Origin of the sequence: Chitinophaga sp. YR573, from assembly GCF_900110995.1 — a bacterium.
GTDB lineage: Bacteria > Bacteroidota > Bacteroidia > Chitinophagales > Chitinophagaceae > Chitinophaga.
In genome coordinates this window covers 208,435-224,556 of record NZ_FOJF01000001.1, presented here as the reverse complement: position 1 = coordinate 224,556, position 16,122 = coordinate 208,435, and the positions used below count along the sequence as shown (strand labels likewise).

Annotated in this window: 14 protein-coding genes; 9 read left to right on the top strand and 5 right to left on the bottom strand. The window is 43.2% G+C overall.

Features of this window, described 5'->3' with window-relative positions:
• The first annotated feature begins 80 nt into the window (after positions 1 to 80).
• From BMW86_RS01025 to BMW86_RS00990, 8 genes are all read left to right on the top strand, one after another.
• Positions 81 to 1,064 (top strand): GlxA family transcriptional regulator, encoded by a 984-nt coding sequence (locus BMW86_RS01025; protein ID WP_255372821.1) that lies wholly within the window; start codon positions 81 to 83, stop codon positions 1,062 to 1,064.
• A gap of 132 nt (positions 1,065 to 1,196) precedes the next feature.
• Entirely contained in the window at positions 1,197 to 2,504 is a 1,308-nt protein-coding gene (gene eat, locus BMW86_RS01020; protein ID WP_089778108.1) for an ethanolamine permease, read from the top strand.
• A complete protein-coding gene (locus BMW86_RS01015; protein WP_089778106.1) occupies positions 2,494 to 3,867 on the top strand; it encodes an ethanolamine ammonia-lyase subunit EutB in 1,374 nt (457 codons plus the stop codon). The genes eat and BMW86_RS01015 overlap by 11 nt, the downstream gene beginning before the upstream one ends.
• Before the next feature lie 165 nt (positions 3,868 to 4,032).
• The gene (gene eutC / locus BMW86_RS01010) at positions 4,033 to 4,770 is read left to right on the top strand and encodes an ethanolamine ammonia-lyase subunit EutC (RefSeq protein WP_089778103.1); all 738 of its coding nucleotides are present in this window, start codon (positions 4,033 to 4,035) and stop codon (positions 4,768 to 4,770) included.
• A gap of 100 nt (positions 4,771 to 4,870) precedes the next feature.
• Positions 4,871 to 5,422, top strand: a complete 552-nt coding sequence (locus BMW86_RS01005) for a sigma-70 family RNA polymerase sigma factor (protein ID WP_089778101.1) — start codon at positions 4,871 to 4,873, stop codon at positions 5,420 to 5,422.
• Between the two features lie 48 nt (positions 5,423 to 5,470).
• Positions 5,471 to 6,379 carry a FecR family protein gene (locus tag BMW86_RS01000; RefSeq protein ID WP_089778100.1) on the top strand — a complete coding sequence of 303 codons (909 nt, stop codon included), beginning with the start codon at positions 5,471 to 5,473 and terminating at the stop codon, positions 6,377 to 6,379.
• 99 nt (positions 6,380 to 6,478) lie between these two features.
• Entirely contained in the window at positions 6,479 to 9,697 is a 3,219-nt protein-coding gene (locus BMW86_RS00995; RefSeq protein WP_089778098.1) for a SusC/RagA family TonB-linked outer membrane protein, read from the top strand.
• Positions 9,694 to 11,205 carry a SusD/RagB family nutrient-binding outer membrane lipoprotein gene (locus BMW86_RS00990; protein WP_089778096.1) on the top strand — a complete coding sequence of 504 codons (1,512 nt, stop codon included), beginning with the start codon at positions 9,694 to 9,696 and terminating at the stop codon, positions 11,203 to 11,205. Before BMW86_RS00995 ends, BMW86_RS00990 begins: the two co-directional genes overlap by 4 nt.
• Before the next feature lie 270 nt (positions 11,206 to 11,475).
• Here BMW86_RS00990 and BMW86_RS00985 read toward each other — a convergent pair whose 3' ends face one another.
• The gene (locus BMW86_RS00985; protein ID WP_089783507.1) at positions 11,476 to 11,829 is read right to left on the bottom strand and encodes a hypothetical protein; all 354 of its coding nucleotides are present in this window, start codon (positions 11,827 to 11,829) and stop codon (positions 11,476 to 11,478) included.
• A 146-nt stretch (positions 11,830 to 11,975) separates the two neighbouring features.
• Here BMW86_RS00985 and BMW86_RS00980 point away from each other — a divergent pair, with 146 nt between their 5' ends.
• Entirely contained in the window at positions 11,976 to 12,176 is a 201-nt protein-coding gene (locus tag BMW86_RS00980) for a hypothetical protein (protein WP_089778094.1), read from the top strand.
• A gap of 74 nt (positions 12,177 to 12,250) precedes the next feature.
• Here BMW86_RS00980 and BMW86_RS00975 read toward each other — a convergent pair whose 3' ends face one another.
• The 4 genes from BMW86_RS00975 to msrA all read right to left on the bottom strand — a co-directional run bounded on the left by BMW86_RS00975 (position 12,251) and on the right by msrA (position 15,961).
• Positions 12,251 to 13,129, bottom strand: a complete 879-nt coding sequence (locus BMW86_RS00975) for an AraC family transcriptional regulator (RefSeq protein WP_089778092.1) — start codon at positions 13,127 to 13,129, stop codon at positions 12,251 to 12,253.
• A 216-nt stretch (positions 13,130 to 13,345) separates the two neighbouring features.
• The gene (locus BMW86_RS00970; RefSeq protein ID WP_089778090.1) at positions 13,346 to 14,371 is read right to left on the bottom strand and encodes an SGNH/GDSL hydrolase family protein; all 1,026 of its coding nucleotides are present in this window, start codon (positions 14,369 to 14,371) and stop codon (positions 13,346 to 13,348) included.
• A gap of 18 nt (positions 14,372 to 14,389) precedes the next feature.
• The gene (locus tag BMW86_RS00965) at positions 14,390 to 15,076 is read right to left on the bottom strand and encodes a hypothetical protein (RefSeq protein WP_143056447.1); all 687 of its coding nucleotides are present in this window, start codon (positions 15,074 to 15,076) and stop codon (positions 14,390 to 14,392) included.
• Positions 15,077 to 15,304: 228 nt separating this feature from the next.
• Positions 15,305 to 15,961 (bottom strand): peptide-methionine (S)-S-oxide reductase MsrA, encoded by a 657-nt coding sequence (msrA, locus tag BMW86_RS00960; RefSeq protein WP_089778086.1) that lies wholly within the window; start codon positions 15,959 to 15,961, stop codon positions 15,305 to 15,307.
• Positions 15,962 to 16,122: the final 161 nt, after the last annotated feature.

The window sequence follows — 16,122 nt, the reverse complement described above, 5'->3', positions numbered from 1 at the left end:
AGAGGGTGGTGAAAAAAGTCAAGTTTAGGGGGGATTTGAGACAAAATTGTGTAAATTAATGCTGTTGTTATAAACCTATCATGATGAGAAAGCTGGCATTACTGCTTACGCATAAACACAGACTGATCAGTATCGCTGCTATACTGGATGTGTTTGACACGGTAAATAGTTTTTATATCGGCATGCAGCAGCCACCGTTTTTTAATATTCAGTTGGTGGTACCGGATGATGAGGTGATACCTTTGCCTGATTATCCTGCTGTTTCATTAGCCAATGCTTCTTCTGCAGATGTAGTGTTGATCCCGGCATTTGTGGCGGAAGATCTTGGACAGGCACTTGCTGCCAACCGTGCTTTTGTACCCTGGATACAGGAGCAGTACCAGAATGGTGCAGAAATAGCGAGCTTTTGTACAGGGGCATTTTTGCTGGGATCTACAGGGTTGCTGAATGGTAAGCCTGCTACTACACATGTGATGTCCTGCCCGGCGTTTGCGGGGATATTCCCGGAAGTAGTGCTGCAATCCGATAAAGTATTAACTGCTGCGGAAGGGATTTATACCAGCGGTGGGGCTACCAGTACTTTTCATTTGCTGATATATTTAATAGAGAAATATTGCGGCCGGCCAATGGCGATACAAACCGCCAAGGTGTTTGCGATTGATATGGATAGGTATACACAGGCCTATTTCAGCGTGTTTGTGCCGGATAAACACCATACTGATACATTGATCACGGAAGTGCAGAAACGCATGGAAATGGGGTATAAGGATGCGAATACGGTGGAAGCATTCATGGAGGATATACCTGCCAGCAGACGGAACTTTGTGCGGCGGTTTAAACTGGCGACCGGCATTACGCCAATAGAATATTTGCAGAAGACGCGTATAGAGGCGGCCAAGAGGCTGCTGGAACAGACGGGTAACAGCGTACTGGCTGTGATGCTGGATTGCGGATATAATGATGTGAAAGCTTTCAGGAAGGTGTTTAGAAAAGAGGTAGGGCTGACACCGACAGAATACAGGTTGAAGTTTTCCGGAGGGAACAGGAAACTGGCAACAGCTTGATTTTGGGTGCAGGGCGAAGAGGATTTTACTGATCGATAGCAGCGGTTTAAAAATATTATCTTATCTTGATTTGACTTCACCGGGGGAAACGGGAATCATTTTATCAATCTTATTTATTAATCCCGTTTATTTATGTCAGTACATTTAAAGAAGGCAATCAAGCCCATTCACCTGTGGGCCATTGGTGTAGGTTTAGTGATCTCCGGCGAGTATTTCGGCTGGAATTATGGCTGGGGAGTAGCCGGTACCGTAGGCTTCCTGATAGCGACACTTATTATCACATTATTGTACGTCACTTTTATCTTCAGCTTTACAGAACTCACTACTTCTATTCCCCAGGCAGGCGGACCATTTACTTATTCACACCGGGCATTGGGACCTATTGGCGGTCTTATTGCCGGGTATGCCACTGCCGTGGAGTTTTTGCTGGCCACACCTGCTATTGCTTTTGCATTGGGGAACTATCTGCATTTTTTGCATCCGGCTTTGCCTGTGCTGGGATGTGGGATTGGGTTTTATGTGTTGTTAACAGGTGTGAACCTGTTAGGGATTAAAGAGTCTGCACTTTTTTCACTGGTGATTACTTTGCTGGCAGTATTTGAGTTGCTGGTGTATATGGGTATTGTCGGGCCTTCTTTTAAGATGGGCAACTTTATGCATAATCCTATGCCATTTGGATGGTATGGGGTATTTGCCGCTTTACCTTTCGCAATATGGCTGTATGTGTGTATAGAGGGCATCGCGATGGTAGCAGAAGAAGTACAGGACCCTTCCCGCAATATTCCCAAGGGATATATTTCAGGGATCCTTACTTTGATGATACTGGCCATCGGGGTGATGGTGTTTACGGGTGGGATTACAGACTGGAAAGAGTTATCTGCTATAGATTATCCCTTGCCAGAAGCAATTGGTATTGTGCTGGGGAAACAAAGCGGGATTACGAAGATCTTTGCGGGAATAGGTTTATTTGGATTGATAGCTTCTTTTAACGGGATTATCCTTAGTTATTCCAGGCAGTTATTTGCACTGGCAAGGGCGGGTTATTTACCTTCTTTTTTAGCTGCCCTGAGTCCCAAGCGGCAGGCACCCCATTGGTCTTTAATAGTGGGTGGATTATTAGGTGTTGTAGCGTTGTATATAGGTAAAACAGATCAATTGGTAATATTGTCCGTATTGGGTGCGGTGGTGATGTATATCCTGAGTATGATCAGTCTGTTTGTATTGAGGAGTAAGGAGCCATTACTGGAACGTCCTTTTAAGGCGCCGCTGTATCCCTGGTTTCCGGCTATCGCTTTAATTTTGTCGCTGGTATCCCTGGCGGCTATCGTTTATTACAATGTTTTTTTAAGTGCATTGTTCTTTGCAGGTATGCTCATAGCCCTGGTTATTTTTGTGGGGATGGGCAGGCATAAAGTCCAAACATTGGTACATGGCGTTTAAGAGTACGATACATCATAAAACATATCATTTCAACGACCTGCGTACGTTGCTGGCGAAGGCTACTCCTTTTCGTTCGGGGGATGCTCTGGCAGGACTGGCAGCAGATAGTTATGAGGAAAGGGTGGCGGCGCAGATGGCTTTGGCGGATGTACCGTTAAAGGTGTTTTTGAACGAAGCGATAATTCCTTATGAACAGGATGAGGTGACGCGGTTGATTATAGATACTCATGATGCAGTAGCGTTTGCCCCTGTGAGTCATTTTACGGTGGGAGAATTCAGGGACTGGCTGCTGGGAGATAGTGCTACAACTATTGCGTTGCAGCAGTTAGCGCCGGGGATTACACCGGAGATGGTAGCAGCAGTGTCCAAGCTGATGCGGAACCAGGATTTAATTAGTGTGGCGCATAAATGTGAGGTGGTAACAAAGTTCCGGAATACGATTGGTTTGAAAGGGCATTTGTCGGTGCGGTTACAGCCGAATCATAATACGGATGATCCGAAGGGGATTGCAGCGAGTATTGTAGATGGGTTATTGTATGGCAGCGGTGATGCGGTGATAGGGATCAATCCGGCGACAGACAGTCCGCAGGCGGTAATTACATTGTTACAGATGTTAGACCAGCTGCGTCAGCAGTTTGAGATACCGACACAGTCTTGTGTGTTGTGTCATGTAACCACTGCGATGCAGATTATGCACCGGGCACCGGTAGACCTGGTTTTCCAGTCGATAGCGGGGACGGAGCAGGCGAATAAGAGTTTTGGGATTGATATTGCTTTACTGGCAGAGGCGCATGCCTCTGCGTTGTCTTTGCAGCGGGGAACGATAGGAAATAACGTGATGTATTTTGAGACGGGACAGGGGAGTGCGCTATCTGCCAATGCGAATTCTGGGGTGGACCAGCAGACTTGTGAAGTACGTTCTTATGCGATAGCCAGGCGGTTTTCTCCTTTGCTGGTGAATACGGTGGTGGGCTTTATAGGGCCGGAGTATTTGTTTGATGGTAAACAGATTATCCGGGCAGCACTGGAAGACCATTTTTGCGGGAAGCTGATGGGGTTACCGATGGGCGTGGATATCTGTTATACGAATCATGCAGAAGCGGATCAGGATGATATGGATAATTTACTGACGCTTTTGGGAGTGGCAGGGGTTAATTTCATTATGGGGGTTCCGGGAGCGGATGATATCATGTTAAATTATCAGTCTACTTCTTTTCATGATGCTTTGTATGCAAGGAAGGTATTAGGGCTTAAAGCTGCTCCTGAGTTTGAGCAATGGTTGCAGAAACAAGGGATTATGGATGTATCCGGTAAGTTATTACCGGTTGGAGAGACGCATAGGTTACTTGGGTATGGGGTGTAAAAGTGCGCGGTTAATATGGCGGAGACAGGAAGGAGAGAGGAAGGAGAGTGGGAGGAGAGTAGGAGGAGAGTGGGAGCAGCCATACCATAAAGTAACAGTTGCAACAGATAATAATACAGCTACCCATATAGGTTTTCAACCAGGGTTGTATTTATAAAAGACTATATGGAATTAATACAATCAGATCCCTGGGCCTCATTAAAGGCATTTACAACGGCACGTATTGCCCTGGGAAGAACCGGGACGGCTATTCCCCTCCGGGAAGTGCTGGCCTTTAAAATGGCCCATGCACATGCCAGAGATGCGGTATACTCCAGATTAGAGACTGCTGCTTTACAGGAGCAGTTGCAGTCGTTTCATCTGCCGATAGTCCTGTTGCACAGCCGGGCAGCAGACAGGTACGAATATCTGCAAAGACCGGATAAAGGTCGACGCTTAGATGTGGATAGTGTAGCATCTTTAGCTCCACAAACTTCTGATGTAGTTTTCATACTCGCAGACGGCTTATCTGCCACCGCAGTGAATGTACATGCCTACCCATTGTTACAACATGTATTACCTATGTTAAAGGCCACAGGAATATCAGTAGGGCCGATATGCCTTGTACAACAGGGAAGAGTTGCTATCGGAGATGAGACAGGGGCTTTGTTAAAAGCGAAGGTGACAATAGTACTGATAGGTGAACGACCAGGATTAAGCGCAGCAGACAGTATGGGCGCTTATATCACCTATAACCCGCAGGTAGGGAACACAGACGAAGTAAGGAACTGTATATCCAACATAAGAGAAGAAGGACTGCAATATCCCGCAGCAGCAGGAAAAATCTTCTACCTGTTACAGGAAGCTTTAAGATTAAAATTATCCGGAGTAGAACTGAAGGATAACCATGGGTTATTAAGTTAGTTGTATTAACCATGCGATAAACATTCCGTACTTTGTCAGGAAGAAGTTTCATTAATTTCAAAATTTATAATATTTTGCCCTTTTCACTTCTTCAATAAAGATGCTACAGGACGGATTCAATATTTCTGCAGAACAAGCTAATGAAGGGCTCCGTAATCATAATGTGGACGTCTTCCGGCAAATCTATCTGGCATATAGTGAAGAGCTTTTTTTACTGGCCAGCCGTTGGGTAAAGGATGAACATCTTGCTAAAGACCTGGTACATAATCTGTTCGTGCATCTGTGGGAAAAGGGAGGATCGCTGACTATCACCGGAAATGTGCGTCATTATCTTTTCAGGGCGATTACCAACCGTTGTCTGAATGAATTAAAGAGGAGGTCCAGGTTTGTGAGTGAAGACCTGCTCCAATGGCAGGCAGATCCATCTTCTCTGAATGAAATCTCTGATTATATCCTTTTACAGAAAGAGCTGATCAACCATTTACAGGGCCTTGCACCCCGTTGCAGGGAAATATTTATGATGAGTCGTGTGCAGGGGCTGGACCCTTCAGAGATCGCTTCCAAACTGGGTATCACCCTTAATACCGTTTATTTTCAACTGGCAGTAGCATTGAAGTACCTCCGTACACATATGAAGGGAAAAAAAGGTTGAAACGCCATCAAAGTTTAACCATTTTGTATTGTCATTAGTATATAGATCATGAGTAACGACGATATACAGGAATTTGTTATTGATTGTATAACGGATCCTGAAAACAGGGACAAACAGGCTGCGCTGGATAAATGGCTGCAGGAATCCGAAGAAAACCGGGTACTGTATGCAGAAATCAAACGCATCTGGGATATAGCGGAGACCGTTCCGTCCACACCTTTCAATAAAACTGAGGGATGGGATTTGTTGTCTCAGCATATTACGGGAACCCCTGTGAAAGTAAGGAAGATGTCCGGCTGGTGGCGTGCTGCTGCTGTGCTGGTACCGCTGTGTATTGTAGCAGCTGCCTGGTGGCAGTATAGTGGTCGTGAACATAAGGAATCGGAGTGGATGAATTTTGTAGCACAGGGCGCTGAGAAGGATAGTTTGCTGCTGCCAGATGGCTCTAAGGTGTACGCAAAACCCGGTACTATACTGGCGTATAATAAACAGCGGGTAGTGAAACTGGAAAAAGGTGAGGCGTTTTTTAAAGTGGTGCAGGATGAAAAGACAAGGTTTGTAGTACAGATGAAGACCGCAGAAGTGACCGTATTGGGTACTTCATTTAATATCACTGTGGATTCAACATTGACAGATGTTGCTGTATGGGATGGTAAGGTGAGTATGGCCAGAAAAGATGGTGAGACTATTGTGTTAAAAGAAGGCGAAATGGGCCGGCTGGATAAAGGAAGCCTGAATAAAATGACGGGTAATTATGCCTACCGTTGTGGCTGGGCGAATGGATATCTTATATTTGAAAATGAGGAAGCAGGAGTTGTAGCAGCTATTTTATCTAAATATTATCATGTAAACTTTACTATAGCAGATTCTCTTGTGAAAAAGAGAATTACTGTGCGATTCCGTAATATGTCATTTGAAGAAGTACAGACCGTTTTAGCAGAAGTTTTAGATAAATAAGAATTTAATCTCCCATATCTGATTTTTTTCTCATAATTTGATGCCGCGCAGGTAATTCCTGCTATCTCAGTTAACCATATATCAGATCAACCGGCATTTATGAATCGCAGTGGCGTCATAAGCATCTATTTATTCTTAACCATTCTATTTACCTCTTCTATAGGACGAGCGCAGGATTCTACTGTGTTTATGAAAGCCGTTCAAATTGATGTTAATAATCAGCCCTTACGTGTTGTGATGCAATCTATTGAGCAGCAGACAGGTGTTTCCTTTGCGTATGCCAATGAAATACTGCTAGGGCGGCCAAATATCTCCCTGCATATACGTCATACTAACCTGAAAGCTATCCTGGATAAATTATTTCCCGTTACACAGTATCGCGTAAAAGTGATTGGCGGACAGGTAATTATCAAACTGCAATCTGTTATTATTATTCCTTTGGACAGTGTCCTGAAACGGGTAGAAATGAATACCGTAGTGATAACAGCATTGGGGATTGGGCGGCAACAACGTTCCCTGGGGTATGCTTATACCGATGTGAAGGGCAGTGAGCTGATAACAGCCAGAGAAATTAACCCGGTAAATGCATTGAGTGGAAGAGTGGCAGGTTTGGATGTAAATCCTGTAAATGGTGGGGTAGGAGCATCTACGAAAGTCACTTTAAGGGGTGTTAAGATTATAGGGGGCAATAACCAGCCGCTGTACGTAGTTGATGGTATCCCGGTGAATAATTCATCGCCTGGGCAGGCAGAGAAATATGGGGGGTATGATTTAGGAGATGGAACAGGGATTATCAATCCTGATGAGATAGAAACGATATCTGTGCTGAAAGGAGGCGCTGCGGCGGCCTTATATGGCAGCAGGGCAGGTAATGGCGTGATATTGATTACGACTAAAAAGGGGGTTACGAAAGGGCTGGAAGTTGCCTTTTCTTCCAGTGCCACGGTAGATGTGGCGAATAACAGTTATGATTTTCAGAATACGTATGGCAGTGGAAGAGATGGTGCTTTACCATCAGATGCAGAAGATGCACATAACTTTCCGCAGATAAGCTGGGGACCTAGAATGAGTCCGGATAGCCTGGTATGGATATGGAACGGGAAACAGGTGCCTTATGTGAATGCAAAGCATAAGGCGAATAGCTTTTTCAGAGAAGGGCTTACACTGACGAATGCGGTATCGGTTTCAAGAGGAGATGAGAGAACACAACTGCGCTTTGCGTATACGAATATCCATAATAAGGATATTGTACCGGAGAGTGGTTTGAGCAGGCATAACTTTTCTGTAAGAGGTACTTCACAGGTGAGTTCCAGAGTGAGCCTGGATACGAAGATCACCTATATGAATGAACAGGTGGATAACCGTCCGGCTTTATCTGATAACTCTAATAATATTGGGTATGTACTAAGTGGAATTGCGCCTAACATTGATATCAACTGGTTGAAGGATTACAAACATGCTGTAACAGGAGATTATGTGAACTGGAATAACAATGTGTACCAGGTGAACCCTTATTGGGTAATTCATGAACAGCCTAATACGAGTACACAGAACCGGCTGACAGGCTTCGTGCAGCTGAAGTACCAGTTATGTCCCAACTTTTACATACAGGGACGTACAGGAATGGATTACTCGCGTTTTAGTTTCCGGGAGTTTATGGATTATTCCACACCGTATAATCCTGGTGGAGGGTTAGCGCTGAAGGACCGTACCTTCCGGGAGATGAATTCAGATATACTGTTGTATTACAGAAGGAAGGTAAACGATTTCTGGATAGGAGCGAATGCAGGCGCTAACCGGATGGATTATAACGAAGACCTGCTGAATACTACCGGCAGGAATATGAATACAAGACATGTGCAGAGTATTAATAATTTCCAGACGCAATTGAGGAATGAACAGGTGCGGCGCAAACGGATCAACTCTGTGTATGGGTCTATCAATCTGTCTTATAAAAATTTTCTTTATGTAGATCTGACGGGAAGGAACGACTGGTCATCTACATTAGCTGCCAGTCATAATTCTTTCTTTTATCCTTCCGCTTCTGCCAGTTTTGTTTTTTCTGAGTTGATGAAAAGTGAGGTATTGTCTTTTGGTAAAGTACGTTTTTCTATTGCGCAAACGGGTAGTGATGCCATTGATCCTTATCAGCTGAAACTTACTTATGGAGCAGACCCGGATATACCTTCCGTAGGTAGTTATATCATAGGTGGCGTGGCCACTAACAGTGTTCCTTTTGAGAAGTTGAAGCCCAGTATCAGTAAGGCTTATGAAGCAGGTATCAACCTTTCTTTTTTCGATAACAGAATGAGTGTGGATGCCACACTTTATCGTTCCAGTACAAGGAACCAGGTATTGAATGCGCCTGTTTCTTCCAGTAGTGGTTATACCAGTGCGGTGATCAATTCCGGTAATGTACGGAACCGGGGAATAGAAGTTACGCTGGGGCTGAAGCCTTTTGTGGGTAAGGTTTTTAGCTGGGATATTGATGTGAATTTTGCACGTAATCAGAATAAGATACTGGCGTTGAATTCCCTGGTATCTGATTATTATACGTTGTCATCTGCACGTTGGGGGAATGTAACCATAGTGGCAAAGTCGGGTGAAGAATATGGTAGTATTATGGGCAGGAGTTTTTTGAGAGATAGTCAGGGACATCTGATTTTGGATGGTAATAATCTGCCTCAGTATAATACGAGAGATACGAAGCTGGGGAATAGTCAGTATAAATGGATAGGCGGTATTAATAACCGGTTTTCTTATAAAAGGATTTCTCTTTCGATATTACTGGATGTTAAACATGGGGGGAATATTTTCTCTATGACGAATTTATTATCTTATTCGAATGGGTTACAGAAAGGTACACTTGCAGGCCGGGAAGGATGGGCCAGATCTGAAAAGGAAAGACTGGCAGCCGGTGTGGCACAGGGAGACTGGACCCCAACAGGAGGATTGAAAGTAGATGGGGTATGGTTAAATGAGAATGGGGGTGGAGCGGGGAGGCCAATGTATGTGGATGTATCAGCGTATGTGAATCCGGAGGCGTATTGGCAGAGAGTAGCCGGTAATATACCGGAGCCGTTTATTTATGATGCTTCTTTTGTGAAAGTGAGGCAGCTGAATATTGATTACCGGTTAACGCTTTTTAAGAAGGAAGTGGTTGTATCGCTGGTATCAAGGAATCCTTTTATTCTTAGTAAACATATTCCGAATGTAGATCCGGAATCGACTTATAACAATACAAATGCGCAGGGACTTGAATATGGTTCTCTGCCTACACGTCGTTCTTTTGGAATTAATATTCATGCTACTTTATGAGAAAATATATCCTGTTTATATTCATATTGGTTAGTTGTACAAAAGACTTTAAGGAGATTAATACTGATCCGGGGAAAGTCTCTTCTGTGGCTCCCGGAGAGCAGCTGACAGCTGCTGCTTATTTTCTGGATGGAGGAAGAGAAACGGGTTATCCGAATTTATTTTTATTTCAGCCGATGGCGCAATACCTGAATGGTACTACGGGTATGGGTTATGGCACCAGGTATATCTGGAATGATTTCTATAATACGCTGATGTGGGATATCTTTTATAGTAAGAGTATCAAACAACTGGCAGATCTTATAGAGAAGAATAAAGCGGATAGTATGCAGGCGAATTATATTGCGGCAGCAAGGGTATTGAAGGTGTATATTTTTTCTTTGTTAACAGATGCTTACGGGGATATACCTTATTCACAGGCGGGCATGGCTTATTACAACAAAGTGTATACGCCGCAGTATGATAAGCAGGCCGATATCTATAATGACTTCTTCTTGCAGCTGGATACTGCTTTTCACCAGTTTGATGCCGCTAAAGCACCTGTATTGAATGATATTGTGTATGATGGAGCGCTTGTTAAATGGAAACGTCTGGCAGCGTCTTTACGGTTACGTTTGGGTATGCGGCTGACGCAGACAGATGTGGTGAAGGCGAAGGCTGAAGTACTGGCTGCTATTGAAGAAGGAGTGATGGAGAGTGCGGATGATAATTTCAGGATGATTCATGAAGATTATGCATATCCGGACCTTCGTGGGAATGGGGTGGCGCAGGCGTTGCAGGAAGAACAGGCGTATCAGCATACTGCAGGCTGTGCTACTTTTGTTAATTATCTGAAGGCGGAGAATGATCCCAGATTAGGAAGGTTTTTTGTAAACCGTGATGCGGCAGGGAATGATATTACAGCTATTACACATTATCTGCCTATTCAACCGGGTATGTACTGGTGGGATGATACGGCGGATTTTATTGGTACTAACGGGCAGGTGATCCCTTATGCGTATAAGTATTGTACCATCAGTACGCCGTTTTATCAGTATCAGTCGCCCTATCTGCATTTTGGATATGCAGAAGTGGAGTTTTTGCTGGCGGAGGCGGGAGCCCGAGGCTGGACAGGAGATGCGAATCTGCATTACCAACGGGGGATACGGGCAGCGATGGCACAGATTGAGATGTATCCCGGGATGCCTGCTATTCCGGCGAATGTGGTGCAGGATTTTATAGATGCGCATGTTTTAACGGATAAAGCGATAGCTGAGATTAATATGCAGAAGTGGGTAGCTTTATTCCCCAATGGGTTTGAGGCATATGCGAACCAGCGGCGGATAGGTTATCCTGAGTTATTGTCTATTCAGGATGTGGACGGGAATTCGCAGACGCATGGGATATTGCCAAAACGCTTGTTGTATCCGGCAACAGAGGCGCTGAATAACCCGGTACATTACCAGGAAGCGCTGGACAGATTAGGTGGAACGGATGACTGGTTGAAAAATGTGTGGTGGGACCGGTAAAAATTATATAGCAACAACTAATAAATAAAAATCCGTTTTGCCACAAAACATAATAGGCTCCGGTAGGAGCCCCGTGTTTGTAGAAACACAATAAACAACAAAACACAGACTCCGTAGGAGTCCCCTAACTCGCGAATAATAGGGGACTCCTATGGAGTCAATTAAGGAGAATATTAATGTTTTCTACAAACACGGGGCTCCTACCGGAGCCTATTATATTTTGTTATAAAGTAGATATCTTCTCCCGGAACCTTTATCATTTTATACACATTACATTGTTTCAAGTTCTTCCGGGTGACGGGGCCTGTGCCAGAGGTAATAGTAGGCCAGGATCAATACGCCCAGGGCAAACGGTATTACCGCCAGGTGTTTATACGTCAGATCTCCGACAATAGTAATAGCATCGAAGTGCATGAATTCACTGATCATCCAGTAGGAGTTAGCGCTGATCCATACAGTGATGGCCAGGTTATGGCATAACTCAGAGGCGAATTGCCGGGTACGGTAGGCAATGATGATAGAGATAATAAGAGTGGGGAATATCATGATAATCCCCAGTGTGTGCCATACCAGGCACCAGCTGATGTCTTTGAATAACCAGAAAACAATATGGAGATTTTCCATTTTCCGGTATTTTAACGGAATGCTGTAAACAGGTGATGGTGTGGTTTCGGGCATTGTTGATCTTGATTGAAGGGGCAAAAATATAAAAAGCTGGCGGCAATTGGTACAACTCTTGTGTTATCCCTGTAGAACCAAAAAACAACACTATGAAAAAAGCAATGATAGCTGCCGCAATTGTAGGCATTGCCGCAGCCGGCGTAATCTTATATCTGACAAAAAAAGAAACTGTAAAAGGTATATTAGATGAGGTATCCGGTGGAGCAAAAGATGCAGGACGTTTAGCTACCCGTCATCTTCGTAAAACCCAGGAAAAAATCAATAACATATTGCACGAAAATCTGTCTTGATTATGATACAGGTTTGTATGTGTTACCTGTTGCCGGTATAATAGAAAAGCTAGGACCGGGCAACAGGTATTTTTTTATATAAACGTTCTTACGCCGGATAAACTCTCTCTGAAACTTTTAGGCGTACATCCCTTCTTCTTCTTAAACAGCCTGTTAAAATTGGATATATTATTGAACCCGCATTTGTAGGAGATTTCTGCAATGGCATGTGTGGTATTTACCAGCATACGACAGGCATGCCCCAGTCTTATTTCATTCAGACTATCTATAAAAGTATTGCCTGTACATTTCTTGATAAAGCGGCTGAAAGATACTTCTGTCATGCTTACCAGCTTTGCCACATCTGTTAAATTTACCTGTTTATCATAGTTGTTATTCATGTATTCAAATGCCTTCTCTATTCTCCTGCTGCTATAGTTAAATACACCTTTGTGAAAAGTAGTGTCTGACAACAGGCGCATGTTGCGTGAAATGGACAGATCGTGCAGGATAGACATCAGTTCGAGTACAGAATCAAACCCACTTTTCTGGTTGAGAGAAAGGAGCCTGGGAGCTAATTGTCTGATAGTCTCCTGAGAAAAAAGGATCCCGTTGGCAGCACTTTCAAACATTCCCCGCATAAAGCGCAACTGATTTTTTCGCAGCAGTTTATCATCAAATAAATCCTTATGAAACTGTAATGTTATTTCTGTGATCTCCGGACTTTTACATTCATGTGTAAACCAGCCGTGGTTCAGGTTGGGGCCTACAAGTACCAGTTCTGCATCATCTATTACATCTATATGATCTCCTACTATACGTTGGGCGCCTTTGGCATTCAGAATAAGGTTGAGTTCAAATTCCTCATGATAGTGTAACGGGAAATCGAACTTGTTTTTTGTACGTGAAAAGATCATGAAGCAATCACTCTGTGTGAGTGGAGTTATCTCGCGGAGTATATTAGTTTCGGCCATAACGTATCATTCTTAGCATAGTAAGTCTAAGTTAAGGGATAAAATAATACTATTGTAATTTTTGATGCAAATAATTGATTACCAATAATATTTATAAATACTGAGAATGGAAGTTGAAAATCAGATAAGAAAGTATTATTTAAGTGCAGAATAAAATTAGCTTTGGGTGGGAAAGTATTTAATAAGTTTAACACGTAATGAACGGGGCTGATTTTATCAGCCCCATTTTTTTATCTTCTTTATGTAGTTTGTTAAATCTGTGGCGATTTGTTTGTGTTCCTGTAAATCAGGATGTCCTCCGCATCCAAGACCATATTGTTTAGTAAAAAAGTAGTGGTATACGTTTTTGTTATTTTTGATGATGGCTGTTATGTAACGTTCCAATACAGGTTTAAACTGTTGATCTGCCATAGGGCTGCTAAGGCAGATGATAGTTACTTTGGGGTAATGTTGTTTGATGGTATTGATGAATTGTTTATAAGCGTTGCAGAAAATAACAGAATCCTGTATGCCATCATTTTCTCCCAGGCAAACGGCTACTACATCTGGCTGGTATTTACTAAAATCCCATTTGATGGAATCTGTGCGCATGTTTATTTTATCGTATACCTGTGTCATGGGAAAAGGCATACCACAGCAGCTGTGTATCAACCCGATTCCTGAAACGGATGCCAGTTGCCATTGGGCTTTTAATGCTCTTGCGGTGAGGGGACCATAGCTCATCCATGCATTGTGCTGATCGAACCACTGGCCCTGCCCGCAGGGAAATAAAGATTGATCTGCACCGGAGCCGCAGGTGACAGAGTTTCCGATGAATTCTATTTTACGTACAGGTTTTGCCGGCAGTGGTAATAATGCCTGACATTTTACACCTATGAATTGCAGGTAGCCTATACCGGCTTCTGTATTCTTACAGATGGTAAGTACATGATCCCCATTATCCAGATGATCTGTGATGTTAATCATATTGTGCTTACCCGTAGTCTGAAAACGTTTAGCCGGCAGGTTATCAACCTGTACAGCGAGGTAGTTATGAGTATCATCATCCATTAAAATAGTACAATGACTGCCTTTGAATTTCAGCTTTATATACACACCTGGTTGCCAGAAGCGTGGTGTTGCAGGATCTGTGAAATCTATGCGTCCTGTGTACTGGATGTATGGATGGTCTGCTTTGAAAAAAGTAGTATCTGCTGCACTTAGGTGGAAGCTAAGTAACAATAATGGTATCAATAATTTCATGCCTCAAAATAAGATATTTTATCTTTTATTAAAGGCGAAAATCAGTCTTAATATAGTAAAGCGATGTTCTAACGGCGTTGGTTTTATATCCATTGTCTGGAGTTGCTGATAACATTCCAGTACTCTTTGCCTGGATTGCGGGAGGCAGTTGAGTTTACTGGTGTTGATGATCAGTTCTATGGCAAGGTGAGGATCGGTAAGAGATAGTAGTTTTGAGATTTTTACGAGTTCGTTGCAGTATTCGCTGCGGAAGCCCTGGAATTCATCGGGCAGATAATTGAGGAGTGTGATGGTGGTTTGTTGTTCGAGGTCGGTAGGGTTGATTTTTTTCTTTAGTTGCAGGTTGTTCCATAGGGTGATGAGTTTTTGTTGTTTTTCCCTTAGAAAGTTCAGGATAATGAAGTAGCTTTTTTGCTGGTATTCATCATCCAATAAAATGGGATTGTTTACCAGGGCGTTCATCATATCAATATTGCCTGTATTAAAGCATTGTATGATGGCGGCAGTGAAGACGGCTTCATATTTTTCGGAGATAAAGTGCAGAAAATCAGGCGATTTATACCTGTCGTTCTGTAAGAATTTCGCATTGCCCGGCAATTCACCTGATTCCAGAAAGTTGGAAAGCATAGGATCATTGCTAATGGTAGCGAGGTAAACCTGTTCTTCCGTAGACGTTAGCCGGGAAGATTGCGGTACGTACATCATAGGTAGTAGCTTTAAACAGGAATGGTATGTCTATACAATATACGCTTTTTTCGAATATGTTACAAGAAAACGGTTATGCTGGCCAAAAATGTTTTATACACACTTATTAATCCCATTTCTTTATTGAAGATCAAACAATTATACCACTTTTTTATTATTTCCGGATAAAAAGAAAGGCTTGTTTTACGATTTCAGCGTAGAACAAGCCTTTCTTTAATAGCTTTTATCTTATTGATTCTCTTTCTTCAGTTTGTCTTTAAAGACCTTTTTGAACTTTTCTACTTTAGGGCCTATTACATAATGGCAGTATGGTTGTGAGCCATTCTGATTATAATAGTTCTGGTGATAATCTTCCGCTATGTAAAAGTTCCTGAGCGGCGATATTTCTGTTACGATCGGATGTTCGAAGGCGCCTGATTTCTGCAGTTTATCTTTGTATTCCTGGGCCAGTTTGTGCTGATCTTCGTTGCTATAGAAGATAGCGGAACGGTACTGGGTACCTACGTCGTTACCCTGCTGGTTAAGCTGGGTGGGGTCGTGGCTTTGCCAGAAGGCCTCTAATAACTCTTCATAAGAGATTTTAGCAGGATCATAAGTTATCTGTACGGCTTCAGCATGACCGGTGGTACCGGTACATACCAGTTCGTAGGAGGGATTGGCCACGGTGCCTCCTGAATAACCGGATTCGACTTTCACTACCCCGTCCAGGTACTGAAACTGGGCTTCAACGCACCAGAAGCAGCCTGCTGCAAAAGTGGCTTTCTCTAATTTTGTGTTAGCGGGAACGTCCATGTCTACCGGTTCTTTACTTTTTGTTTGTTTTCCCTGGGCACATGCATAGAAGGCGATGGCCAGCAAACAGCTTAATAATGAGTATCTTCGCATGATTTAAATGACAGAAGGTGATTGTGAGTATGCCTTCATATAGTTAAATTACGATAAGAATGGTGTATTGGATCATCATTATAAGTAACTTTAACATTCTTTTTTAGCGCCTGTGGGTTGCTGAAAACCAATTTTAACCGGTCTTGTGACAATGGGTCATT

Bases quoted from the DNA above. Each gene is read 5' to 3' on its own strand.
- eutC (WP_089778103.1), top strand. From the start codon at position 4,033: ATGGAATTAATACAATCAGATCCCTGGGCCTCATTAAAGGCATTTACA.
- BMW86_RS00995 (WP_089778098.1), top strand. From the start codon at position 6,479: ATGAATCGCAGTGGCGTCATAAGCATCTATTTATTCTTAACCATTCTA.
- BMW86_RS00975 (WP_089778092.1), bottom strand. From the start codon at position 13,129: ATGGCCGAAACTAATATACTCCGCGAGATAACTCCACTCACACAGAGT.
- BMW86_RS01000 (WP_089778100.1), top strand. From the start codon at position 5,471: ATGAGTAACGACGATATACAGGAATTTGTTATTGATTGTATAACGGAT.
- BMW86_RS01025 (WP_255372821.1), top strand. From the start codon at position 81: ATGATGAGAAAGCTGGCATTACTGCTTACGCATAAACACAGACTGATC.
- BMW86_RS00990 (WP_089778096.1), top strand. From the start codon at position 9,694: ATGAGAAAATATATCCTGTTTATATTCATATTGGTTAGTTGTACAAAA.
- eat (WP_089778108.1), top strand. From the start codon at position 1,197: ATGTCAGTACATTTAAAGAAGGCAATCAAGCCCATTCACCTGTGGGCC.
- BMW86_RS00970 (WP_089778090.1), bottom strand. From the start codon at position 14,371: ATGAAATTATTGATACCATTATTGTTACTTAGCTTCCACCTAAGTGCA.
- msrA (WP_089778086.1), bottom strand. From the start codon at position 15,961: ATGCGAAGATACTCATTATTAAGCTGTTTGCTGGCCATCGCCTTCTAT.
- BMW86_RS00985 (WP_089783507.1), bottom strand. From the start codon at position 11,829: ATGGAAAATCTCCATATTGTTTTCTGGTTATTCAAAGACATCAGCTGG.
- BMW86_RS00980 (WP_089778094.1), top strand. From the start codon at position 11,976: ATGAAAAAAGCAATGATAGCTGCCGCAATTGTAGGCATTGCCGCAGCC.
- BMW86_RS00965 (WP_143056447.1), bottom strand. From the start codon at position 15,076: ATGATGTACGTACCGCAATCTTCCCGGCTAACGTCTACGGAAGAACAG.
- BMW86_RS01005 (WP_089778101.1), top strand. From the start codon at position 4,871: ATGCTACAGGACGGATTCAATATTTCTGCAGAACAAGCTAATGAAGGG.
- BMW86_RS01015 (WP_089778106.1), top strand. From the start codon at position 2,494: ATGGCGTTTAAGAGTACGATACATCATAAAACATATCATTTCAACGAC.